21 protein-coding genes and 1 pseudogene are annotated in these 21,804 nt (G+C 71.5%); 8 read left to right on the top strand and 14 right to left on the bottom strand.

All coding sequences use genetic code 11. From position 1 onward, the window contains the following. Positions 1 to 87: 87 nt before the first annotated feature. A complete protein-coding gene (locus FL583_RS03625) occupies positions 88 to 819 on the top strand; it encodes an SDR family oxidoreductase (protein ID WP_142703006.1) in 732 nt (243 codons plus the stop codon). 4 nt (positions 820 to 823) lie between these two features. Here the strand turns inward: FL583_RS03625 and FL583_RS03620 are convergent, their stop codons facing one another. After that, positions 824 to 1,240, bottom strand: a complete 417-nt coding sequence (locus tag FL583_RS03620; RefSeq protein ID WP_142703005.1) for a MarR family winged helix-turn-helix transcriptional regulator — start codon at positions 1,238 to 1,240, stop codon at positions 824 to 826. Positions 1,241 to 1,291: 51 nt separating this feature from the next. On the opposite strand from FL583_RS03620, the gene FL583_RS03615 reads away from it, so the two are divergent. Then, positions 1,292 to 1,885, top strand: a complete 594-nt coding sequence (locus FL583_RS03615) for a TIGR03086 family metal-binding protein (RefSeq protein ID WP_142703004.1) — start codon at positions 1,292 to 1,294, stop codon at positions 1,883 to 1,885. A 22-nt stretch (positions 1,886 to 1,907) separates the two neighbouring features. Here FL583_RS03615 and FL583_RS03610 read toward each other — a convergent pair whose 3' ends face one another. After that, complete coding sequence (locus tag FL583_RS03610) at positions 1,908 to 3,464, bottom strand: dolichyl-phosphate-mannose--protein mannosyltransferase (RefSeq protein WP_205751811.1); 1,557 nt, start codon at positions 3,462 to 3,464, stop codon at positions 1,908 to 1,910. A gap of 151 nt (positions 3,465 to 3,615) precedes the next feature. On the opposite strand from FL583_RS03610, the gene FL583_RS03605 reads away from it, so the two are divergent. Both FL583_RS03605 and FL583_RS03600 read left to right on the top strand, forming a co-directional pair. Then, positions 3,616 to 4,281 (top strand): DUF4142 domain-containing protein, encoded by a 666-nt coding sequence (locus FL583_RS03605; protein WP_170323466.1) that lies wholly within the window; start codon positions 3,616 to 3,618, stop codon positions 4,279 to 4,281. Beyond that, positions 4,278 to 5,018, top strand: coding sequence for a class F sortase (locus tag FL583_RS03600; protein WP_170323465.1), 741 nt, complete (start codon positions 4,278 to 4,280; stop codon positions 5,016 to 5,018). Before FL583_RS03605 ends, FL583_RS03600 begins: the two co-directional genes overlap by 4 nt. Positions 5,019 to 5,079: 61 nt before the next feature. On the opposite strand, the gene FL583_RS03595 is transcribed toward FL583_RS03600, so the two are convergent. Genes FL583_RS03595 through FL583_RS03585 form a run of 3 tightly spaced genes read right to left on the bottom strand, consistent with a single transcriptional unit; the run spans position 5,080 to position 8,327 of the window. Then, the gene (locus tag FL583_RS03595) at positions 5,080 to 5,910 is read right to left on the bottom strand and encodes a DUF1206 domain-containing protein (RefSeq protein WP_142703000.1); all 831 of its coding nucleotides are present in this window, start codon (positions 5,908 to 5,910) and stop codon (positions 5,080 to 5,082) included. Positions 5,911 to 5,941: 31 nt separating this feature from the next. Beyond that, positions 5,942 to 7,000, bottom strand: a complete 1,059-nt coding sequence (locus FL583_RS03590; protein ID WP_142702999.1) for a hemolysin family protein — start codon at positions 6,998 to 7,000, stop codon at positions 5,942 to 5,944. A 4-nt stretch (positions 7,001 to 7,004) separates the two neighbouring features. Then, the gene (locus tag FL583_RS03585; RefSeq protein ID WP_142702998.1) at positions 7,005 to 8,327 is read right to left on the bottom strand and encodes a hemolysin family protein; all 1,323 of its coding nucleotides are present in this window, start codon (positions 8,325 to 8,327) and stop codon (positions 7,005 to 7,007) included. A 145-nt stretch (positions 8,328 to 8,472) separates the two neighbouring features. On the opposite strand from FL583_RS03585, the gene FL583_RS03580 reads away from it, so the two are divergent. Further along, entirely contained in the window at positions 8,473 to 9,231 is a 759-nt protein-coding gene (locus FL583_RS03580) for a DUF4253 domain-containing protein (RefSeq protein WP_142702997.1), read from the top strand. A 447-nt stretch (positions 9,232 to 9,678) separates the two neighbouring features. Here FL583_RS03580 and FL583_RS03575 read toward each other — a convergent pair whose 3' ends face one another. From FL583_RS03575 to FL583_RS03560, 4 genes are all read right to left on the bottom strand, one after another. Continuing rightward, on the bottom strand, positions 9,679 to 9,996 hold the full coding sequence (locus tag FL583_RS03575; RefSeq protein ID WP_142702996.1) for a hypothetical protein: 318 nt from the start codon (positions 9,994 to 9,996) through the stop codon (positions 9,679 to 9,681). A 67-nt stretch (positions 9,997 to 10,063) separates the two neighbouring features. Further along, complete coding sequence (gene ggh / locus FL583_RS03570) at positions 10,064 to 11,548, bottom strand: glucosylglycerate hydrolase (RefSeq protein WP_240746564.1); 1,485 nt, start codon at positions 11,546 to 11,548, stop codon at positions 10,064 to 10,066. Between the two features lie 352 nt (positions 11,549 to 11,900). After that, positions 11,901 to 12,275 (bottom strand): hypothetical protein, encoded by a 375-nt coding sequence (locus FL583_RS03565; RefSeq protein WP_142702995.1) that lies wholly within the window; start codon positions 12,273 to 12,275, stop codon positions 11,901 to 11,903. A 35-nt stretch (positions 12,276 to 12,310) separates the two neighbouring features. Further along, positions 12,311 to 13,270 (bottom strand): phosphotransferase family protein, encoded by a 960-nt coding sequence (locus tag FL583_RS03560; RefSeq protein ID WP_142702994.1) that lies wholly within the window; start codon positions 13,268 to 13,270, stop codon positions 12,311 to 12,313. A 31-nt stretch (positions 13,271 to 13,301) separates the two neighbouring features. On the opposite strand from FL583_RS03560, the gene FL583_RS03555 reads away from it, so the two are divergent. Continuing rightward, the gene (locus FL583_RS03555) at positions 13,302 to 13,946 is read left to right on the top strand and encodes a pentapeptide repeat-containing protein (protein WP_142702993.1); all 645 of its coding nucleotides are present in this window, start codon (positions 13,302 to 13,304) and stop codon (positions 13,944 to 13,946) included. Positions 13,947 to 13,963: 17 nt separating this feature from the next. Further along, positions 13,964 to 14,809 carry an RDD family protein gene (locus tag FL583_RS03550; RefSeq protein WP_170323464.1) on the top strand — a complete coding sequence of 282 codons (846 nt, stop codon included), beginning with the start codon at positions 13,964 to 13,966 and terminating at the stop codon, positions 14,807 to 14,809. Here the strand turns inward: FL583_RS03550 and efeB are convergent. The 3 genes from efeB to efeU form a co-directional block, all read right to left on the bottom strand. Next, a complete protein-coding gene (gene efeB, locus FL583_RS03545) occupies positions 14,782 to 16,158 on the bottom strand; it encodes an iron uptake transporter deferrochelatase/peroxidase subunit (RefSeq protein ID WP_142702991.1) in 1,377 nt (458 codons plus the stop codon). The genes FL583_RS03550 and efeB overlap by 28 nt on opposite strands. A gap of 62 nt (positions 16,159 to 16,220) precedes the next feature. Next, positions 16,221 to 17,360 carry an iron uptake system protein EfeO gene (gene efeO / locus FL583_RS03540; protein ID WP_142702990.1) on the bottom strand — a complete coding sequence of 380 codons (1,140 nt, stop codon included), beginning with the start codon at positions 17,358 to 17,360 and terminating at the stop codon, positions 16,221 to 16,223. Positions 17,361 to 17,424: 64 nt separating this feature from the next. Further along, positions 17,425 to 18,279 (bottom strand): iron uptake transporter permease EfeU, encoded by an 855-nt coding sequence (gene efeU / locus FL583_RS03535; RefSeq protein ID WP_142702989.1) that lies wholly within the window; start codon positions 18,277 to 18,279, stop codon positions 17,425 to 17,427. A gap of 177 nt (positions 18,280 to 18,456) precedes the next feature. On the opposite strand from efeU, the pseudogene FL583_RS03530 reads away from it, so the two are divergent. Further along, positions 18,457 to 18,741, top strand: a pseudogene (locus FL583_RS03530) (hypothetical protein); the annotation flags it as partial. Between the two features lie 107 nt (positions 18,742 to 18,848). Here the strand turns inward: FL583_RS03530 and FL583_RS03525 are convergent. After that, positions 18,849 to 20,120 (bottom strand): adenosylhomocysteinase, encoded by a 1,272-nt coding sequence (locus FL583_RS03525; RefSeq protein ID WP_170323463.1) that lies wholly within the window; start codon positions 20,118 to 20,120, stop codon positions 18,849 to 18,851. Next, positions 20,117 to 21,799, bottom strand: coding sequence for a DUF2142 domain-containing protein (locus FL583_RS42260; protein WP_142702988.1), 1,683 nt, complete (start codon positions 21,797 to 21,799; stop codon positions 20,117 to 20,119). The genes FL583_RS03525 and FL583_RS42260 overlap by 4 nt, the downstream gene beginning before the upstream one ends. Positions 21,800 to 21,804 lie beyond the last annotated feature (5 nt).

The raw sequence follows: 21,804 nt of genomic DNA, 5'->3' as shown, positions 1-21,804 counted from the left end.
GTTCACGCCGAGCTGATACCCGTACGGTATCGGCGCAGACCGAGAGTGGCATGGCGTCACCGGCGGCCCCGCACGAGGCTCGACGGCATGACGATCGCACTCATCACCGGCGGCAACAAGGGCCTCGGTAAAGCCGTCGCGGAGCAGTTGGGGCAGCAGAAGATCACCGTGATCCTCGGCTCCCGGGATGCCCGCCGCGGCGAAGAAGCCGCCGCCGACCTACGAACGAACGGCCTCGACGCCCACACCGTCGCGCTCGACGTCACCGACGAGTCCACGGTCCAGAGGGCCGCCGAGCACATCGACCAGACCTTCGGCGTGCTCGACGTCCTGATCAACAACGCCGGCATCTCCGGCTTCCGGGCCGGCCCGCCCAGCCAGGCCGACATGAAAACAGTCCGCGAGGTCTTCGACACGAACTTCCTCGGCGTCATCACGGTCACCAACGCGATGTTGCCGCTGCTGCGCCGCTCCGAGGCCGCCCGCATCGTCAACGTCAGCAGCCGGGTCGGCTCACTGACCCGGCATGCCGATCTGACCGACTACTTCGCCCGCTCCCCCGCCTCGTCGGCGTACGCCCCCTCGAAGACCGCGCTCAACATGCTGACCCTGCAGTACGCCAAGGAGCTGTTCAGCGAGGGCATCCTGGTCAACGCGGCCAACCCGGGCGCGATCGCGACGGATTTCGCGTCCGCCATGGGCTTGAAGCTGGACCGGACCGCCGCGGACGGCGCGCGGGTGATCGTGAAGCTCGCGACCCTCGGTCGCGACGGCTCCACCGGAGCCGTCTGGGACGACGACGGCCGGGTCCCGTGGTGACTCCTCAGCCGGTGAAGCCGGCCAGCGTCCGGAGCGCGGTCAGGAACGCCTCGCGCTGATCCGGCGGCAGGACCGCGAGGTACCGCTCCTCCTGCGCCTGGATCTCGGTCTGGACGGCATCCCGCAGCGACCGGCCGGCCGCGGTGATCGACAGCACCCGCGCCCGCCGGTCAGCGGGGTCCGGGGTCCTCTCGATCAGCCCGGCCGCCTGCAGCTCGTCGAGCACCGGGATCAGCCGGGTCTTGTCCGCGCCGATCGACTCGGCCAGCGCCGCCTGCGCCCGCACCGGCTCGTCGGCCAGGCGCAGCAGCACCGCGTACCCCCACATCGAGACGCCGTGCGCGGCCAGGATCGGCCGCTCGAGGGCGAGCAACCTCCGCCCGAGCGGCCCGAGCATCGCGGCGAGATCCGGGCGAGGCATGCGCCGAACATACCCGTTGACAAATCGTAATCGTCCGTAGATCGTAGGCGCGTGCCTATTAATCTCGAGAACGCCCGCGACTACGACTCCCACGCCGTCCACCTCAGCGTCGAGGTCGTCGACCGCGTCACCGCGGCCGACCTCGGCCGGAAGACCCCGTGCACCGACTGGGACCTCGGCGACCTGCTCGCCCACATGGCCACCCAGCACCGCGGGTTCGCCGCGTCCGTCCAGGGCGTCCCGGCCGACTGGACCGTGAGGCCGATCGGGAGCGACCCGGCCCGCGCCTACCGCACCGCCTCCGGCCAGGTCCTCGCGGCCTTCGCCGCCGTCTCCGACGGCGACCGGCCGTGCTCGCTTCCCGAGGTCTCCCCCGGCCCGCTCCCGGCCGCGCTCGCGATCGCGATCCACGCCGTCGACTACTTCGCCCACTCCTGGGACGTCGCCGCGACGCTGGGCCTCCCCTTCACGCCCGATGAGGACGTGGCCGACGCGCTCCTGCCGTTCGTCTCGTCCATTCCGGACGGCGAGCAGCGCACCGAAGCGGGCAGCGCCTTCGCTCCGGGGCTTCCGCCCGTCGAGGGCGACGCCCCGAGCGACCGCATTCTCCGCCTACTCGGACGCGACCCCGCTTGGCGCCCGTAGCGCTCGGTGGCGCCGGACGGGCTCAGATCCAGGAGTCGAACCACATCCGCGAGTGCCAGGACTCGTACGTGAGCTGCTCGCCGGTGTAGATCGGGTAGAAGTACGCGAACGTGACCGCGACGACCAGCAGATAGCTGGCCACCGCGACCGCGCCGACCAGGCGTCGGTCGCGGTCGGTGACCGGCTCCATCAGACGCACGCGGTCGGGCACCGCCTCGGTGCGCGGCAGCGCGCCCGGGCCGAGCACCATGCCCAGCCCCAGCGTGACCGCGAGTACCAGGAACGGCAGCGCGGGCAGCGTGTAGAAGAAGAACATCGTGCGGGTCGGGTAGAACGTCCACGGGATGATGCCGGCGCCCAGGCTCATCAGCAGGATCGCGCCCGCGCGCCAGTCGCGCCGGGCCAGCCAGCGCCAGCCGGTCATCACCAGCGCCGGGATGAACGCCCACCAGATCAGCGGGTTGCCCAGCGCGAGCACCTCGGCCGAGCAGTTCTCGGCGCCGCAGCCGCCGTCGCTGGAGTAGTAGTACGCGACCGGGCGACCGAGGAACAGCCAGCTCCACGGCGTGGACTGGTAGTCGTGCTTGGCGTGCAGGCCGGTGTGGAACTCGTACGCGTGCTTGTGGTACTCCCACAGGTTCCCGAGCGCCGACGGGAGCCAGGCCGGGCCGGGCCACGGGTCGCCGTGCCGGTTCCAGCCGTCGTCGGACAGGAACCAGCCGGTCCAGGTCGAGAGGTAGATCCCCAGCAGCAGCACGCCGCAGAGCACGAACCAGCCGGTCTCGCGGGCCAGCGTGTCGACGAACGGCCGCTCGACCCCGGCGGTGCGCCGCGCCTGCACGGCCCACCAGAACGCGATGCCGAACAGCGCGACGATGTACCAGGTCGCGCTCCACTTGACGCCGAGCGCGCAGGCCGCGCTGACCGCCATCGCGATCCGCCACCAGGGGACGCGGGTGCCCGCGGTGGCGGTGAGATCGGCGCCGGTTTCGGCCTTCCGCAGCAGCCAGGTGCGGGTCGAGTCGCGGTCGAGCAGCGCGCAGCCGAACGCGACGAGCAGCCAGAACATCAGGAAGATGTCGAGCAGCGCGACCCGGCTCATGACGAAGTGCAGCCCGTCGAGCGCCAGCAGCAGACCGGCGACGCAGCCGAGCAGCGTCGAGCCGAACATCCGCCGGGCGATGCGGGCCAGCAGCAGGACCGAGAGCGCTCCGATCAGCGCGGCCGAGATCCGCCAGCCGAGCGCGTTGTAGCCGTAGACGTGCTCACCCAGCGCGATCATCCACTTGCCCAGCGGCGGGTGGACGACGTACCCGGGGCCGTCGCCCTCCTTGTTGAGCTCGACGCCCGCCTGGAGCAGGTCGTGCGCCTCCTTGGCGTAGTAGACCTCGTCGAAGATCTTCGTGCCCGGCGTGCCCAGGCCGACCAGCCGCAACACCAGCGCGAGCAGCGCGACCAGCCCGGTCCACAGCCAGGACCAGGCCTGATCGGTGGGCAGACCCGTCGCCAATCGGTACCGCAGCGACGGCCGGGCAGCGGGCTTCTCGGCTGGCGGGTCAAGCGTTTCGGTCACGGCCACCCGCCGATCGTAGAGCGGCCGTACGACCGGGACGCGTACGGACCGAATACGGCGGGTACCCCAGGCGCTAGAACGGAACGCGATGAAGAGGTCACTAGGAGGAATCGGGTACGTTCTCCGTGAACAACGGCGGCCCGGAAGGGACGGTGCCATGCGGCGTCGCTTGACAGCGTTGATCGTGACGATCGGCGCGCTACTCGCCGTTGCTGCTCCGGCTCACGCCGCACCCGTTGCCGGCGTCAACGCCCAGGATCAGTCGTACTTACGCGGTGCCCACCAGGCCAACCTGGCCGCGATCGCGGCCGCGCGGATCGCGATCCGGAAGGCCACCGAGCAGGACACGCGTGATCTCGCCAACCGCTGGCTGACCGATCACACCAAGCTCGACAACGACCTGCGCCCGGTGGCCAAGAAACTCGGCGTCGACCTGCCCGCCCGTCCCGACACCACCCAGCAGGCGACGCTCAACCGCTATGAGCAGACCAGCGGTTCGTCGTTCGACGGGCTCTGGGTCACCACTCAGCGGCAGGGTCAGGCGTCCTATCGGCGGCTGATCGAGGCCGAGGTCACCAGCGGCCAGAACGCCGAGGTCAAGGCCCTGGCCCGGCAGGCGTCGCCGGTCGTGGCGGCCCACGCCGCTTCGCTCGACGACTCGGCGCCGGCCGTGGGTGCGGCTCCCGGGCAGGTCGACAGTGGGCGGGGCATCTCACCGGGCAACCGGCCGACGATCGCAGCGACGTTGGCGGCGATCGGGCTGGCTTTCCTGGTCGGCTCGGCCTGGCTCTGGCGTCGGCGCTCGGCCGGGCATCTCGAGTGAACGAGCTGCCCTCCCGGCGCTTCGTGTTACCGGAGCGCCCGCGGTTCCGGCTGCCCCGGCGGTTCCGGATTCCCAAGCCCGACCGGACCAGCCGCTGGCCCGCGTACCTGGGCCTCGGCACGGGCGTGGTGTGCCTGGCCGCGGCCGCGATCTACGCGCTCGTCCCGCCGCCGGCGCCGGCTCTGCCGTCCGAGGTCGGCGTCGTGCCCGGCCAGACCGCCGAGGCGCGGCCCGCCCCGTCGCCGCGGAAGGCGTCCGGGCCGGCCGTCGTCGTCCCGGCTGCGCCGGACGTCGCGCACCCCAAGCGTCTGGTGATCCCGGTGCTCGGGGTCGAGGCGAGCGTCGAGTCGGAGAAGCTCGACCCGGTCGGCGGGCTCACGTTGCCCGACAACCCGAAGCGGGTCGGTTGGTGGTCGGCCGGCGCCGGGCCGGGCTCCGGTTTCGGTTCGGTCGTTCTGGCCGGTCATGTGGACGATCGGGAGCTGGGGCCGGGGGCGCTCTACAAGATCGGATCGCTGTCGATCGGGGATCTGATCTGGGTCGACAGCACGGCCGGACGGCGGGCGTACCGCGTGGCGGCGCGGCGCGTCTACAAGAAGGCGCAGTTGCCGGGGGACGTGTTCGCTCAGTCGGTACCGGAGCGGTTGGTGCTGGTCACGTGCACCAGCCCGTACGACCGGAAGACCCAGACGTACGAGGCGAACGTGGTCGTGTACGCGTCCCCGGCGACGCTCTGACGTCGCCCCGCTGAGAGCAGCGAAGGCTTCAGCAGGCCATCGCCACCCTCCCTCGCGCGTTCTACGACTTGCGGTACCGGGCGTCGAAGAAGCAGTAGACGCCATAGCAGACGAACCCCAGCGCAACCAGCCACAGCAACACCGAACCGAACGGCTGCGAGGCGATCGTCTTCATCGCACCGTCCAACCCCGACGCCTTGTCCGGGTCGTAGCTCACCGCCGCCGCCACGACCAACGCCCCCACCACCGCATAAGCCGCCCCGATACCCATGTACCCGACCTGCCCGAACCGCTCGGCGGCGGTGCGCGCCTTGGCGTCGGCGTGGGTCAGATCCAGGTCCTCGCGGAACTTCTTCTTGAAGCCGTGCCAGATCACGAACGCCGCCCCGACGATGATCGCCACGCCGACGATGCCGACCAGCACCTGCCCGAACGGCTCGCCGAGCAGCTTCGCGGTGAAGGACTGCGTCTTGCTGCCGGTCTTGCCGCTACCCATCGCGAACTTGATCGCGTTGAAGGCCAGGAACGCGAACAGCACGCCCTCACCGGCGCTGATCACCCGCTTCTTCAGCCGACGCTTCCCGGCCGACGAGTGTCCCCAGATCGCCTCGGCGAACTGCCAGATCGCCAGCCCGATCAGCGCGACCGCGATGATCCACAGCAGAGCCGGACCGAACGGCTTCTCGGCCACCTCCTGCAGGGCGCCGTTCTTGTTCGCCTGCTCGCCGGAGTCACCGGTCGCGACCTGGATCGCCAGGAACGCGATCAACAGGTTCACGACGCCGTACGCGACCAGTCCGACACGACCGATCCGGGTGATCCAGTCGTTGCGGGCGGCGCGGCGTGCGGTATTGCTGGCGCGGTCTGCGGCTCCGCTCACCGACGCGGTCATGGGGGCCCTCCATCCGTGGCTGATACACAGATCAGTCACCGCTGGGAGCCTGCTCCAAACGCTCGTACACCGGGGGCGTCTCGTTCAACTGCCCCACTAGTTCCTCGAGGAGGTCCTCGAGCGCGACCACGGCCTCGCCCCGTTCGATCCGGACGAGCCCCAGGTGGGCCCCGTCCCGGCGCAGCGCCTCGACCGCGTCGGCGAGCGGCGCGTCGGCCGCGATCTCCGGCATCGTGCGCACGAGACGCTCCGGCAAGGTGCCGTCGAGCTCGTCGCGCGTAGCGTCCAAAAGGTCTTTGGCATGGACGTAGCCGGAGAATCCGGCCTCGCCCTCGACCGGGAACCGGGAGTAACCGGACGTGGCCACCAGTCGCTCGACCTCCCGGACGGTCGCGCCGTTCGGCACGACCTGCACCTGGTCGCCGACGAGCGCCACGTCGCCCGCGGTGCGGGCCTCCGACGAGAGGGTCCGGCTGAGCCGGGCCTCGGCGTCCTCGTCCAGGTATCCCTCGGCGCGCGACTCCGCGACCAGCTCCGTCACCTCTTCTCCGGTGTAGACGGTCTCGATCTCGTCGCGCGGGGTGATGCCGACGAGCCTGAGGACGCCGTTCGCGGTGGCGTTGAGTGCGACGACGAACGGCTTGGTGATCCGGCACCAGCCGACCATCGGCGGGCCGAGGATCAGCGCGGCGCGCACCGGACCGGCCAGCGCGATGTTCTTCGGCACCAGCTCGCCCAGCACCAGGTGCAGGTACGACACGATCGTCAGCGCGATCACGAACGCGATCGGGTGCACCATGCCCTCGGCCAGGCCGACCGCCTCCAGCGGCCCCTCGATGAGGTGCGCGACCGCCGGTTCGCCGGCCGCGCCGAGCCCGAGCGAGCAGAGCGAGACGCCGAGCTGCGCTCCGGCGAGCATCAGCGAGAGGTGTTCGACGCCGTAGAGCGCGGTCTTGGCCGGGCGCGAGCCGCGTTGGGCGAGCGGCTCGAGCTGGTCGCGCCGGGTCGTCACCAGCGCGAACTCGCCGCCGACGAAGAACGCGTTGCCGAGCACCAACGCGAGGGTCAGGAAGACCAGGCCGATGTCCATCGCGTCAGTCCTCCGTCGGCTCGTGCTCGGTTCGGGCCAGCCGCAGGGTGGCGATGCGGTGGGCGTCCATCTTCTCGACGGTCAGTTCCCAGCTCGCCGGGTCGATCGCGTCCTCGACCGTGACCGAGTCGCCCTGGGTCGGCACCTTGCCCGCGCGGTCGAGGAAGAGCCCGGCCAGCGTCTCGTACGGGCCGGACGGGACGTTGAAGCAGATCCGGGCCGCGGCCGCGTCGTCGCGCAGCAGGCCGGAGACCCGCCAGACGTCGTTGCCCAGCTTCACCAGGTCCGGCTCGGCCGGCCGGTCGTGCTCGTCGCGGACCTCGCCGACCAGTTCCTCGATCAGGTCCTCCAGCGTCACCACGCCGGCCAGCCCGCCGTACTCGTCGATCACGCCCGCGACCTGCAGCGGTTCCCGCCGGATCTGGCCCAGCGCCTCGTCCAGCTCCAGGGTCTCGGGGAGGACGCCGAGCGGCTCGATCACCTCCCGGATCGGCGTGTTGGCCCGCTCCTCCTCCGGGTAGCGGAAGACCGATTTCACATGGACGACGCCCAGCAGGTTGTCGAGCTGGTGCTCGAACACCGGGAAGCGCGAGAAGCCCGTGCTCCTGGAGCGTTCGACCAGGTCCTTGACGGTGCTGGTGACCGGGAGGGCCTCGATCTTCGTCCGCGGGGTGAGGACGTCGGCGACCGTGCGGTCGTCGAACGCGAGGGAACGGCGGACCAGCCGGGCCGTGCCGGGCGCGAGCGCACCGCGCTCGGCCGACGTGGTGACCAGCGAGCCGAGCTCGGCCCGGGAGCGGCCGGCGCCGAGTTCGTCGGTGGGTTCGATGCCGACCTTGCGCATCACCCAGTTCGCGGAGCCGTTCAGGGCCAGGATGATCGGCCGGAACGTGGCGCTGAACGCCCGCATGATCGGCGCGATGTAGTGCGCGGTGCGCAGCGGGGTCGCGACGGCCGCGTTCTTGGGGACGAGCTCGCCGAAGACGGTCTGGATCGCGGTGGCCAGGATGAGCGCGATGCCGTAGGAGACCGAGCTCCGCGTGCCTTCGGGCAGGCCGCCGAGCGCGGGCTCGACCAGCGCGCCGATCGCGGGCTCAGCCAGGTAGCCGAGCACCAGCGACGAGACCGTGATGCCGAGCTGGGAGCCCGAGAGCTGGAAGGAGAGCGTGCGCAGCGCCTTGAGAACGCGAACGTCCCGTTCGCTTCCGCCGTCGGCCAGCCGCTGGACGCGGGGCCGGTCGACGCTGGTGAGCGAGAACTCGGCCGCGACGAACACCGCGTTGGCGGCCAGGAAGACCAGAGCGGCGACCAGGGCGAGCGCGGTCACCGGCGGAAGTTTTCGGGGCTCATGGCTTCAGATGTTGCCGCATCCTGCGGTTCCACACCCGGGACGATGCGGGTCACAGTGACGCGGGACAACCTGTGCGCCACCTAGCCTGCCGACACGCCGGTCGGCCTGAGAGACTTGTTCGGTGGCCGCTGTCAGTTCGTTCTCCGATCGAGGAGGCAACCCGCAGGACGTGTTCGTCCGGCTCGGCGTCGCACTCCCCGGACTCGACCTGTTGTTCCGGACCGGCACCGGGGTGCCGGTGTGGTCGTACCCGGTGGATGCCGGCGAGGGTTTCGACCACTGGTTACGGCTGCGCCGCCTGCACGAACGCACCGGGCTCTACCCGTTCCTGGTCGGCCCGGGCGACGAGACCGCGGATCTGGCCTTCATGGCCGAGAACGACTGCGACCCCACCGCGGTGGAGCGGGGCCTGGCCATGGACGCCGGCCGCCGGCTCGCCGAACTGGCCGCGATGCAGAACACGATGTCGGTCGACGACGTAGTGAACTCGCCCGATCTCGACACGCAGCCGGCCGCGGAGCCCGAGTTCGTCTGGGACAAGCAGGAGACGCTGGTCGGCCTGATCCCGGCCCGGGCCGGGTACGAGGTGCCGGGTCTGCTGTCCTGGCAGGGTGCGGTGAACTGTGACCTGGACGGCGCCGATCACGTGGCCGTCCTGAAGCGTTGGCATGATCTGTTCGGGGCCCAGCTGGTGACGTTGTCGTTCGACATGCTGGAGCTGCTGGTGCCGTCGCCGCCGATGGATCCCCGGCAGGCGGCGGAGACGGCAGTGGAGCAGTACGCGTATTGCCCGGATGCCGTCGACCAGGGCGTGGGCTCGTTAGCGGCCCTGGCCGCGGGCCAGGTGCGCAGCCCGAGCTGGTACTTCTGGTGGGACTGACGCCCGCCTGTGGATGACACGGACGGGGCCGGTGAGCTCGGTTGTCCGGTGGTGGCGATAGCGCCGCCCGGAACCCGGAGCAGCGCGGTGCCTGGCCTTCGGCTACGTCGGGCGGAGGTGGCGGCGGACGAGATTCGTCCGGACCGGATCCCGACGACCGTGCCTCTCCGCACGGCCTGGGAGATCGCTCGCGAGCCGGAGCTCGTCGAGGCGGTCGTAGGCCTGGACGTTCTGCTCAGGCACCGCTACGTGCGTGCGTTGGATCTGGCGGCGCTGGCCGCCCGCCGGCCACGCAGCCGCGGGGCTCGCGCGATCGGGCTCGCCGACGGGCGGGCCGAGTCGCCCCAGGAGACCCGGACCCGGGTGCGGCTCGTTCTGGCCGGCCTGCCGAAGCCCGTCTCCCAATGCGTGATCCGCCGCGGAGGCACCTTCCTCGACAAACGGCGTTCAGGCTACTCGGCGGCGGAGGTTCCACCAGGTCATCAGCGGGTCCAGGGCGGCCAGCACGTTCGGGTACGTGCGCGACCAGGGCAGGATCTCGCCCACCGGTAGCACTCGCCACTCGTCGGAGTGGAGCCAGGTCAACTCACCGACGAGCACGGCCGACGCACGGGACGGGCCTCGCTCCCGGTGCGGGCCGTAGAGCAGCCAGCGGTCGTGGGCGACGCGCAGCGTCATCCAGCCCGGGGGCAGGAAGCCCGAGAACGGATCGGGCGGAGGGCTGGCCGACTCGGGGACAGGGAGGAAGTTGGCCGCGACGTCCATGCCCCTGATACGGACGCGGAACGTCCGCGGATCGACCAACCATCGCACAGTGGCACGAACCTCGAAGTCAGTCGAGCCAGTCCAGGATCACCGCCGCGGTCCACGACTGCTTGCGCGAGCCCAGGGCCTCGCCGGTCACCGGCTCGTAGTACTCGCTGAACGCGCCGTCGCCGACCAGCTTCAGCGTCTCGGCCCGCAGCCGCTCGGACTCGGCCGCGTACCCGTGCCGGGCGTGCGCCCAGCCGAACAGCCACGAGACGACCGGCCACTGCGGCCCGCGCCAGTACTCGCGCGACTTGAAGCCCTCGGAGTCCGGCGACACGGTCGGCGGCACCTTCGCCACCAGCGACGGGTGCCCGGCCCAGCGCGGCCCGTGCAGCTCGTCCAACAGCGCTCGCTCAGCGTCCGGAGAAAGACCGCCGGAGATCAACGGCGCGAAACCGGCGAGGGTCTCGACGTCGATCCAGGTGTTGGTGCGCCGGTCGAAGTCCCGGGCCAGCCCGGTCTCCGGCGAGCAGGACGCGGCGACGGCCGCGCGGGAGCGGGCCGCCCACATCCGCAGGTCAGCAACCTCGGATGCAGGCGCGCCGAAATCCGACCCGAGGTCCGCGAGCACGTCGGACGCGACCGCGAAGATCGCGCTGACGAACACGTCCGCGACCAGGAAGCTGCACGTGTCGTACACCTTGGCCGGGTCGTAGGACGCGCGGCGCATCTCCTCGATCAGCCACAGGTACCGGTCGTACTCGACATCCGTAGGACGCTCGGCGCCGTCCCGGACCAGCTCGCGGTCCAGGCGGACGTACGACGGCAGGTCGGGGCCGGGGACGACCGCGGAGTACGGGCGGTCCCAGCGCGGCGAGTTGTCCATCCCGGACTCCCAGCCGTGCACGACACCGATCAGCCCGGTGCCGGACGGGTCGCGGTACTCCGACAGCCAGGCGTGCCAGCGGTAGAGCGAGTCCCAGCAGTCGCGCACCAGCTGCTCACCGGCGAGACGGTCGGCCTCCGAGCCGCGACGCGCGACCTCGAGGATGCGCCCGACCGCGATCGCGTGCACCGGCGGCTGGCAGATGCCCGACGTGAGCGGGGCCGACGGCGCGGCCGACGACAGCTCAGCGGTCCCCCACCGGCCCGGACCGGGGAAGTACCCGCCCCGGTCGCCGTAGACGATGTGCGGGATCATGCCGTCGGCCCACTGGGCGGCCAGCAGCGTCCGGATCTCCTGGCCCGCCCGCTCGACGCCGAGGTGCGCGAGGCCGATCGAGATGAACGCGGCGTCCCAGCTCCACATGTGCGGGTAGAGCGCCGGCGCGGCGGTGACCATCGTGCCGATGTCGTTGCCGCGGAGCACGTCGGCGGCGCCCATGGCCAGGTCGGCTACGTCGAACGAGCGAGGGCGACGGAGGACTCGGGCCGTCGAGGCGGCGTCCGCTACGCCGAGGTTCTCGAGGGTGCCGCCCGCCCGGTTGTGGGCAGACAGCAGGGCAGGCAGGGCAGAAGGCCCGGCGGTCATGACAATCTCCAACGCGACGTCGATCGTTGTGGGCATCCCGGCCGACCCGGCGCATGGTTCGCGCAGGCACGGGGCAGCGGGCGTCGCGAACGACGCCGTGGCCGGATGTCGGGGGGCTCGTCCGGGGTTAGCCGGCTGCGGATGGAGCCACTCCCTTGCGTCGACGCGCAAGCCACTTGGTTGACATGTGGTGTTCGCGGTCGAGCAACAAGAACGTTACAGAGTTCGGGGCGCGCATGGCACGTCGGGCGTGTCCGTCAGCAGGTCGGACCGCACCAGCCTTTTTCCGTCGCGGGTTCGTCCGGCTGGTCATCTCCGCTGGACGGTCGGGTGGCTACCCGACGCCGTCCGCGTCGCCGGCGTTGCGCGGACGTGTCGCAGATCACTGTCATTCGACCGACCGCGTTCCACGCAGTGGACCGATCCGTCCTCGGACGGGGCCGCTGATCAGGACGAAGACCGTGGTCATGATCGCCAGGCAGTGGACGAACACCCACAGCGGGTGATCCGGCGCGGTGCCCGCGTCGAGGACCTGTTTGACGCAGTAGGCCTCGTAGCCGCTGATGCTGACCAGCAGCACGACCGGGACGAGGTTCGCGCCCCGCCAGATCCGGTAGACCAGGAACATCTGGAGCAGGTAACAGACCAGGGCGACGACCGAGTCGCGGGTGTCGGACGCGTAGTAGGCCAGCGAGTCGGCGCCGACGATGAGCAGGAGCAGCGTCCCGGGGCGCCGGAGCACCGCCATTGGTGCCGTCTGCATCGTCATGTCCTGCTTATCGGGGCGGGACGGGTGGATCAGAGGAACTCGCGCCGCTCGCAACGGTTCCGCAACCAGGCCGTCGCGATGGCCGCCTCGGCGAGCTGGAACCGCCGCACCTCGGGCGCGTACCACGGGGGCTCCTCGAGCCCGACCGTCACCAGGAACCCGGCGATCGCGGCCACCGTCGCGGTGATCGTCGCTGGGGCGACGTCCCTGGTCAGGGGATGTTTGCCGACGACGACGTCGAGGTCGGCGCCGGTCACCGTCGGGAGGAAGAAGAGGACGTCGAGCCAGGGCGCGCCGACGCTGGCGGACGGCCAGTCGACGAACCACACCCGGTCGTCGGTGAGCAGGATGTTGTCGGCGCGCAGGTCGCCGTGGAGCAGCGAGTCGCCGTCGGCGGCCACCGACCAGCCGGCCTCCAGGTTGGCGATCTCGTCCAGGTGTTCGATCGCCCAGTCGGCGAGATCGGCCGGGAGCGCGGCTCGAATACCCTCGCCGGCCCCGGCGGCCAGCGTTCGCCAGCCGGTGAGGTCGAACGCCCAGTCGGTCACGAACCGAGGTTCGCTCAGCGGGCTGGGGATGTCGGTCAGGGCGGCCAGCACCCGGTCGAGCTCGGGGCGCTTCCACGGCAGTGACGGCGGCCGGCCGCCCACGTCCGTGCTCGCCACCGCGACCCATCGGCCGTCGTCGTAGAAGCCGAGCAGACGCGGGGCCGGGACGCTCTCCGGAAGCACCGCGAGCACGCGGGCCTCGCGGCGCAACTTCTCGACCGTCCCGGCGCCGCGGTGAGCCCCGGCGGCCTTCAGGAACACCCGCCGGCCGTCGTCGAGCTGGACCCGGGACGCGAGCCCGGGCGTCAGTCCGAGCGGCGCGCTCCGGGCCTGCACGACGCGGGCACCGAGCGTCGCCTCGATGCCGGCCCGCACGTCGGCGGGGAGTTCGGACCAGGTCGGTCGCGGGCGGCTACGGCTGCCGGGGCCGGTGGCGGTCACCGCGCCATTCTCGCTGTAATACGGTTCGAGGGTGCCTCCCACCGGGACCGTCCCCCGCGCCCCGCAGATCGAGCCCGACGACCTCGAGCCGGCCGACAGCGCGCTCGACGACGAGATCGATCTCTACCGCAACCGCGTGACCGGCTCGTACGTCGGTGCGGCGGGCCGCGGCGAGATCGCCCAGGTGCACGCCGACGGCGCCGACTTCACCGGGACGAAGTTCGAGCCGATCGACCTGTCCGACGTCCGGATCGAGCGGTCGGACCTGGCCGGGGCGCGCTGGGAAGGCGCCTCGGCGCGCCGGGTCGAGATCAGCGATTCGCGGCTGATGGGGTTCCGGCTGATCGCGACGTTCGTCGAGGACGTGCTGATCACCGGCTGCCGGTGGGACGATGGCGGGCTGTACGTCCGGCGGGGCAAGGGCTCGGTGGTGTTCCGCGACTGCACGTTCTCCGGCACGACGCTGCGCGGAGACCTGTCCGGGGTCGTGTTCGACGGGTGCGACCTGAACGGCGCCGAGTTCGGCGCGGACGCGGCCCGCAAATGCGACCTGCGCACGTCCCGGATGATGGGCGCCCGCGGCCTGACCACGCTGCGGGGCGCGATCATCACCCCTGATCAGGCGCTGTCGATCGCCGACCTCCTGGCCGCCGAGCTGGGCTTCACGTTGGCCTAGGTCGCTAGGGTGTGCTGGTGACACAGCGAGGGCTCGTCATCGGGGAGGCCGTCGAGGTCGAGCTCCCGGTCGCCCGGCTGGCCACCCGGGCGGCCGCGATCGCGATCGACGCGACGATCCAGATCGTGATGGTGTTCTCGCTGGCCACGTTGCTCAGCGCCACCACGTCCCGGGCCAACGCGGCGGTGCAGGACACGCTCTCGGTGCTCCTGGTCGTGTTCGTCTTCGTGTTCTGGCCGATCGCGTTCGAGACGTTCAGCCGTGGTCGCAGCCCGGGCAAGTTCGCGCTCGGCCTGCGGGTGGTGCGCGACGACGGCGGCCCGATCCGGTTCCGGCACGCGGTGACCCGCGGGCTGATCGGCGTCGCGATCGAGTGGCCAGGGCTGTTGCTGCCGCCGCTGACCTGGATCTTCGGGTCGACGTGCATGCTGTTCTCGGCCCGCGGGAAGCGTCTGGGCGACCTCGCGGCCGGCACGATCGTCCTGGTGGAACGGCTGCCCGACCTGAGCAGGCGGCCGATCTTCATGCCCCCGGAGCTCGAGCGCTGGGCCCGCGACCTCGATCTGGCCGGCGTCGACGACGCGCTCGCGATGACGCTGCGCCAGTTCATCACCCGGGCACCGGGGATGCGCGCCGAGGCCCGGACCTCGCTCGAGCGGCGGCTGGCCGCCGAGGTGTACCGCAGCACGACGCCACCGCCTCCGCCGGGCACCCAGCCGCCGGCCTACCTGAAGGCGGTCGTCGCCGAGCGGCGCCGTCGCGAGGCCGAGCGCCTGGCCGCCCGCCGGGCGCTCGTCGCGCTCGGCGCCCCGGGCCTGCCGACGGGTGTGCCCGGTCAGGCGAACAGCGTGTCGCCCCAGTAACCGTCCCGGCTCAGCCCCGGCGGGCAGGCGAAGACCGCGCTGCCGACATGCTTCACGTACTCGTTCATCGCGTCGACGCGGGCCAGGTTCTGCTGGATCGGGATGAACTGCTTGCGCGGATCGCGCTGGTAGGCCAGGAAGAACAGCCCGGCGTCCAGGCGGCCGAGCCCGTCCGACCCGTCGACGAAGTTGTAGCCCCGGCGCAGCAGCCGGGCGCCCTGGTTGAAGTCCGGGTGAGCCAGGCGGGTGTGGGCGTTGTCGGCGATGACCGGCTCGGACGCGCCGGTCACGGTGTCGAACTCGAAGTCGTCGAATTCGGCGCTGTCGGCGTCCGCGCTCGTCTTGGGGGCGCCGGTGCCCTTGAAGCGGCCGAAGATCGCCTGCTGTTCGTCGAGCGAGGTGCGGTCCCAGGTCTCGATGTGCATCCGGATGCGCCGGGCGACCAGGTACGAGCCGTTGGCCATCCACGGCGTGCCGTCGGCGGCCCCGGCCCAGAGCTGCTGCTCGAGGAGCGAGGCGTCTTCTGCCTTCAGGTTCGCGGTGCCGTCCTTGAAGCCGAACAGGTTCCGCGGGGTGGCCTGGCCGCGGCTGGTGGAGGACGTGCGTCCGAAGCCCAGCTGGGACCAGCGGACGGCGACCGCGCCGAACCCGATCCGGGCCAGGTTGCGGACCGCGTGCACGGCCACCTGCGGGTCGTTCGCGCAGGCCTGGATCGCGATGTCCCCGCCCGACCGGGCCGCTTCCAGGTCGTCGCCCGGGAAGGCCGGAAGGTCGACGAGGGCGGCCGGACGCTTGGCGGCCAGGCCGAACCGGCGGTCGAACAGCGAGGGGCCGAACCCGATCGTCAGCGTCAGCTGGGAGGCGGGCAGGCCGAGCGCCTCGCCGGTGTCCTGCGGCGGCGCCTCGATCGGCCCGTCCACCGCGCCGAGCGCGCCCGCGGCTTCACCCGCGGTCATCCGCTCCGCGGCCTTCGTCCACTCCCGGAGCAGGTCGACGAGGTCCGCGCGGCTCTCGGTCGTGACGTCGAAGCTGACGAAGTGCAGCCGGTCCTGCGCCGGGGTGACGATGCCGGCCTGGTGGGTGCCCCGGAACGGGATCGCCGCGGCCGTGTCGCTGCCGCCCGACCGTGCGCCGGAGCGGGCGTCCGACACGACGTAGCCACCGGCCGCGGCCGCGCCGAGACCGGCGATTCCCACCGCACCGGCGCCCAGCAACCGTCGCCGGGAGAAGCCGCGCCGCGGCGGAGCGTCCGCAGGAGGCTTGATCGGGGGCGCCTCCGACGGCGGGGCCGCCGCCTCGCTGACCTCAGCGGCCGGACCGGCCGCACCGCGGCCTTCGGACGCGTCCATGCGCTCAGCCTCCGTTCGATCAGGCCGACGCCCCGGGCCGGTGGCCCGGGGCGTCGTGGTTCCTACTTCTGGGCGACGACCGCCGCGACCTGGCTCAGCGGCTCACTCAGCGCGTCGACCGCGGTCGCGAACTGCTTGATCTCGGCCTGGGTCAGGTCGGTGTAGAGCTTGAACCCGTCGTCGGTCGTCTGGGCGTCCAGGAGCTTCTGCACCGCGGCGAACCGGGTGTCGAGCTCCTTCACCAACGCGGGGTTCCGGTCCTCCAGCGTAGGCCGGAGCGCGGCGATCGCCGCCTTCGAGCCCTCGACGTTGGCCTGGAAGTCCCACAGGTCGGTGTGCGAGTAGCGGTCCTCCTCGCCGGTGATCTTGCCGGTCGCGACCTCGTCCAGCAGGCCCTTGGCGCCGTTGGCCAGCTCCAGCGGGGACAGCTTCACCGAGTTGGACTTGGTGACGACCTCCTGGACGTCCTTCAGCAGCTGGTCGGCGAGCGCGCCGTCCTTCGAGACGTCCTTGGTGACCCAGAGGTCCTTCTCGATGCGGTGGAACCCGGTCCACTCGGTACCCGGCTCGACGTCGTTCTCGCGGGCGTCGGTGCGCGGATCGAGGTCACCGAAGCTCTCGGCGACCGGCTCGATCCGCTCCCAGTAGGTGCGGGCGACCGGGAACAGCGCCTTGGCCTTCTCGATGTCGTTGGCCTTGACCGCGGCGACGAACTCGGTCGTCTTCGCGATCAGCGCGGTGGTCTGCGACTTCACGTACCGCTGGTAGCTCGCGGTGGCCTCGGCGAGCTGGGCGTCGGTGCCCAGCGACTCGCTGGCCCCGGTGACCTTGAGCGCCGTGCGCAGGCCGTCGCCCTTCATGCCCGGCTTGCAGGCTCCCTGGTACGAGCCGGCCGGCAGCTCGACGATCAGCTTGCGGGTCAGACCGGGGCCGATGTTCTCGACCTCGCCCATGATCCGGTCGCCCTCGGCGTACACGTAGAACTCGGTGACCTTCGAGCCGGTGTTCTTGATCTCGAACGTGCTGGTGCCGGCGTCGAGCTCGGTGTCTCCGAGCTTGCAGGACGTGTCGGTGGCGGCCACCGAGACCGGTCCGCCCTTCTTGTCGCCGGACGCCTTGTCGTCGGACGACGAGCCGCAGCCGGCCAGCGTGACGCCCACCAGGGCCAGGACGAGCACGGTGGAGGGTCTGGAAATCCGCATGTGGGGGTTGTCTCCTCGTTGGTCCGGCGGAGGCGCCGGCGGGGGGTGGGGGGTGCGGGGAGCGTCAGGAGGCGGGCGCGGGTTCGGGCGTCCGTTGCGCGGGCGTTTTCGCGCTGGGCCAGAGGAAGAACGTCAGCACGGGGACGAGGTACGCGACCCAGGCGATCGCCTGCAGCACCGTCGTCTGCGGCTGGAAGTTGAAGATGCCCTTGAGCAGGGTGCCGTACCAGGAGTCCGGCGGGATCTGCGCGCTGACGTCGAACGCCAGCGTGTTCAGGCCGGGCAGGATCTCGGCCTCCTGCAGGTCGTGGAAGCCGTAGGCGAAGATGCCCGCGGCGACGACGACCAGCAGCGCGCCGGTCCAGGTGAAGAACGTGCCGAGGTTGATGCGGACCGCGCCCTGGTAGAGCGCGAACGCGAGCACGACCGCGATCGCGATGCCGACCAGGAACCCGAGCAGCGGGCCGAGTTCGCTGTCGGCCTGCTGGGCGGCGCTGAAGAAGAACAGCGTGGTCTCGAGGCCCTCGCGGGCGACCGCGAGGAACGCCATGAACGCGACCGCGCCCGCGCCCATCGCGATCGCGGCCTCGAGCTTGTCGGTGAGCTCGGCCTTGAGGTGCCGGGCCGTACGCCGCATCCAGAAGATCATCCAGGTCACGAGCCCGACCGCGATGATCGAGAGGAACCCGCCTGCGAGTTCCTGCTGCTTGAACGTGTCGAGGCCGGTCACCGCGTAGGTGAGCAGCGCGCCGAACGCGACCGCGAGTACCACCGCGGCGCCGACGCCGACCCAGACCAGTGGGAGCCGGTTCCGACGGTCGGTCTTCACCAGGTAGGCGACGAGAATGCTGACGACGAGCGCCGCCTCGAGCCCCTCGCGGAGCCCGATCAGCAGGTTCGGGAAGAAGTAATCAAGCATCCTGACCTCACACCAAGGCAAGCCTTACCAGAGCACGGTAAGCCTTACCTAGGTGCATCCGTCAACCGGGTGTCCCCCCAGATGGTTGATTCTGTACGGCGTGGCGACGCGTTCTGGCCCGTGACGTGCGACGGAGGGTGCCGTTGGTCTGCGTGTGACCGAGACCTCGACACCCTCCTGACCGCACGCCCTGCTGTAGGCCGGACGGCGCCCAGCTGCCGATCCCGGCCTACCGCAACCCCGGCCAAACCCTTCCGGCAAACACGATGCCGCGTCGTCGAGGACTGTTGGTCGCTGTGGCGGGCCGCTGAGCCGTTCCCGGTCTCTCACACCACCGCCGCCCGCTGGGCCTCTCGCTACCGCCGGCTCGGTGCGGCCGGGATCGGCCGCGCCGCCGCCGGCGATTTGATCCACGTCGACATCAAGAAACTCGGCCGGATCCCCGACGGCGACGGGCACCGGGATCACTCACAAACGCCCCCGGCCCTACCGACGCGGCGCGTTCGCGCCCTGGCTGCACTTCTCCGATCACCGCCGCGGCCACACCGCCCTCGGCGGCCTGCCACCCGTCAGCTGCTCCACGAAGTGAGGTACGCGAGCTGGGTTTCGGTGAGTATGTCGAGGTTGACGTCTAGGGCGGCGAGTTTGAGGCGGGCTATTTCCCGGTCGATTCCCGGCGGAACCTCGAGGACCGCCGCCGGGAGCGCGCCGGGCTCGTTGCGCAGCAGCCACTCGGCCGAGAGCGCCTGGATGCCGAACGCGACGTCCATCACCGCCGCCGGGTGCCCCTCGGCCCCGGCCAGGTTGGCCACCCGCCCCTCGGCGACCAGCAGCAGCCGCCGCCCGTCTTCCTGCACGTACTCGTCGACGTGCGGACGCACCTCGAGGTGCCGGTCGATCGCGTTGGCGGCGAGCCAGGCGACGTCGATCTCGAGGTCGAAGTGCCCGGCGTTGGCCAGCACCGCGCCGTCTTTCATCAGCGCGAAGTGCTCGGCCCGGATCACGTCCCGGTTGCCGGTGACCGTGATGAAGACGTCGCCCAGCGGCGCGGCCTCGGCCATCGTCATCACGAGGTAGCCGGAGAGCGTCGCGTCCAGGGCCCGGCCCGGGTCGACCTCGGTGACGATGACCCGGGCACCGAGCCCGGTGAGCCGGGCGGCGACGCCCTGACCGCCGTACCCGAAGCCGGCCACGACGACGTTCGCGCCCGCCAGCAGCGTGTTCGTGCTGCGCAGCAACGCGTCGATCGTGGACTGGCCGGTGCCGATCCGGTTGTCGACGAGGTTCTTCGTCGGGGTGTCGGTGACCGCGACGACCGGGTACCGCAGCCCACCGGCGGACGCCATCGCCCGCAGCCGGACCACGCCGCTGGTCGTCTCCTCGCAGCCGCCCCGCAGCCCGGCGATCAGGTCCTGGTAGTCGGTGTGCAGCGCGGTGGCGAGGTCGCAGGCGTCGTCGAGGACCAGCTCCGGCGGGCGGGCCAGTACCGCGTCCAGGTGCTGGCGGTACGTGACGACGTCGGAGCGGTGCCGGGCGAACACGCTGACGCCGAACTCCGAGACGAGTGCGGCCGCCGTGTCGTCCTGGGTGGAGAGCGGGTTCGACGCGCAGAGCCGGATCTCGGCGCCACCGGCCTGCAGCGTGCGGACCAGGTTCGCGGTCTCGGCGGTGATGTTCAGGCAGGCGGCGATGCGGACGCCCTCGAACGGACGCTGGGCGGTGAACCGGTCGCGGATCGCGCGCAGGACCGGCATCGAGCGGTCGGCCCACTCGATGCGGTTGTGGCCGTGGGCGGCCAGCCCGAGGTCGGCGACGTCGTGCTGGATTCTCGGAGCGCTCACTGCGCGACCGCCTCGTCCGGCCGCCGCGAGCTGGCCGGAGACGCGACCTGGGCCGGTGGGGCAGGCGCGACGGAGTCCCCAGCCGGAGCCTCGGCCTCAGCCGGGCCTTCGGCCCGGGTGGGACCCTCGGCCGGAGCAGGGTCGAGCGGGACGGTGTCGGGACGCGTTCCGGGCCGGCGGACCAGCCAGAACGCCAGAACGGCGAGCAGCGCGACGCCGACCAGCTCGGTGAGCAGCGGGGCGAACGCCCCGAGCGGCGGCTTCCAACTCCCGCCGCGGATGTTGAAGCCGGACCCCAGCCCGTACTGGAACCGCGTCTGGACGAGCAGCAGCGCCCACAGGTGGAGCACCCCGGTCACGACCGCGACCCCGGGCACGACCCGGCCGACGCCGGTGTTCCCCAGCGCCCGATCGACGCGACGCAGCGCCACCGCCGCGAGCACCAGGCCGACCCCGAACGGCATGACGTACCGGCCGTGCTGCGACCAGCCGATGTTGCGCAGGTACGCGAACTCCAGCGCGGTCAGCGACAGGAACGACACCGCCAGAATGCCGACGAGCACCAGCGCGTGCCGACGCTTCACGACCAGCAGCGCCAGCCCGACGAGCGCGCCGACCAGCAGGTACCAGCTGATGATCGTCCAGCTCGGCAGCGTCGTCTCGCCGTAGCTGAACTGGCCGACGATCTGGTTGACCCAGAACGACATCCGGGTCAGCGAGAGCTGGCGCACCGCGTCCGACCAGGGAATCGACGAGGCGTCGTTGCCGACCGCCCCCTCGCTGTCGGACAGGCCGGCCAGCAGCATCCAGGCGATCGCGTACAGCCCGACGACCGCGCCGACCCCGAGCACCCACCAGACGTCGGGCCGGCGGACCAGCGACATCACCGCCACCCGCCGGGACAGCAGCAGGCAGGCGGCGAGGATCAGGATCAGCCAGATCGGCCCGAGCGCCCGCAGCACGAGCAGCAACGAGCCGGCCACCCCGGCCAGCACGACGAGCTGCCGGGTGAAGCGTTCGGTCAGCTCACCCTCGCGGGCCCGGAACAGCGTCAGCAGCGTCGTCCAGAGCAGGACGCCGGCCGCGATCTCCCAGCCGTTCGGGTTGATCGCGCCGTCGAGGTCGATCGCCATCGGCGTCGAGACGACGACGATGCCCGCGACCAGCAGCGGACGACGGCGGCGGACCGCGACCCAGACCGCGAGGCCGAGCATCACCGCGGCGCCGAGCGACGAGACGAGCCGGGCCGCGACGATGCCGGTGAGGTCGGGCGAGGCGACGAGCGGTAGGCCGACGATCGCGTAGTAGACCGGGTTGTACCGGCCGGCCGCGCTGGCGACCCGCTCGGACGTGCGGTCGTCGGGGGCGGGCGTCTGGCAGCTGGCCGCCGTGCGCTGTTTCCAGGCGCAGTCGAGGTCGCCGGGCAGGAGGCTGCGCGGTACGTCGAACCAGGCGCCGCCGCCGCGGATGGCGTCGGCCGGTTTCGCGTAGATCTGACCGCTGGCCGCGCCGTACGCGCGGACCAGGTGCTGGGACTCGTCGTAGGTGCCGTTGACCGGCAGCGCGAAGGCCCAACCGGCGCCCATCAAGAAGAACGAAGCCACGGCGAGGAGCAGTGCCCACCGGCCAGGGCCGGCCGCCTCCGAGCGTGGGGCGACCGCCGTTCCGGACCCGGCCACGACCT

It is taken from the genome of Cryptosporangium phraense, assembly GCF_006912135.1.
Classification (GTDB): domain Bacteria; phylum Actinomycetota; class Actinomycetes; order Mycobacteriales; family Cryptosporangiaceae; genus Cryptosporangium; species Cryptosporangium phraense.
Note: the sequence above shows the minus strand (reverse complement) of the source record. Positions and strands in the feature narration are given on the sequence as shown.

Coding starts and splice junctions, on each gene's coding strand:
- FL583_RS03625 (WP_142703006.1), top strand. CDS start 88: ATGACGATCGCACTCATCACCGGCGGCAACAAGGGCCTCGGTAAAGCC.
- FL583_RS03620 (WP_142703005.1), bottom strand. CDS start 1,240: ATGCCTCGCCCGGATCTCGCCGCGATGCTCGGGCCGCTCGGGCGGAGG.
- FL583_RS03605 (WP_170323466.1), top strand. CDS start 3,616: ATGCGGCGTCGCTTGACAGCGTTGATCGTGACGATCGGCGCGCTACTC.
- FL583_RS03595 (WP_142703000.1), bottom strand. CDS start 5,910: ATGACCGCGTCGGTGAGCGGAGCCGCAGACCGCGCCAGCAATACCGCA.
- FL583_RS03590 (WP_142702999.1), bottom strand. CDS start 7,000: ATGGACATCGGCCTGGTCTTCCTGACCCTCGCGTTGGTGCTCGGCAAC.
- FL583_RS03575 (WP_142702996.1), bottom strand. CDS start 9,996: ATGGACGTCGCGGCCAACTTCCTCCCTGTCCCCGAGTCGGCCAGCCCT.
- ggh (WP_240746564.1), bottom strand. CDS start 11,548: ATGCCCACAACGATCGACGTCGCGTTGGAGATTGTCATGACCGCCGGG.
- FL583_RS03565 (WP_142702995.1), bottom strand. CDS start 12,275: ATGCAGACGGCACCAATGGCGGTGCTCCGGCGCCCCGGGACGCTGCTC.
- efeB (WP_142702991.1), bottom strand. CDS start 16,158: ATGGACGCGTCCGAAGGCCGCGGTGCGGCCGGTCCGGCCGCTGAGGTC.
- efeO (WP_142702990.1), bottom strand. CDS start 17,360: ATGCGGATTTCCAGACCCTCCACCGTGCTCGTCCTGGCCCTGGTGGGC.
- efeU (WP_142702989.1), bottom strand. CDS start 18,279: ATGCTTGATTACTTCTTCCCGAACCTGCTGATCGGGCTCCGCGAGGGG.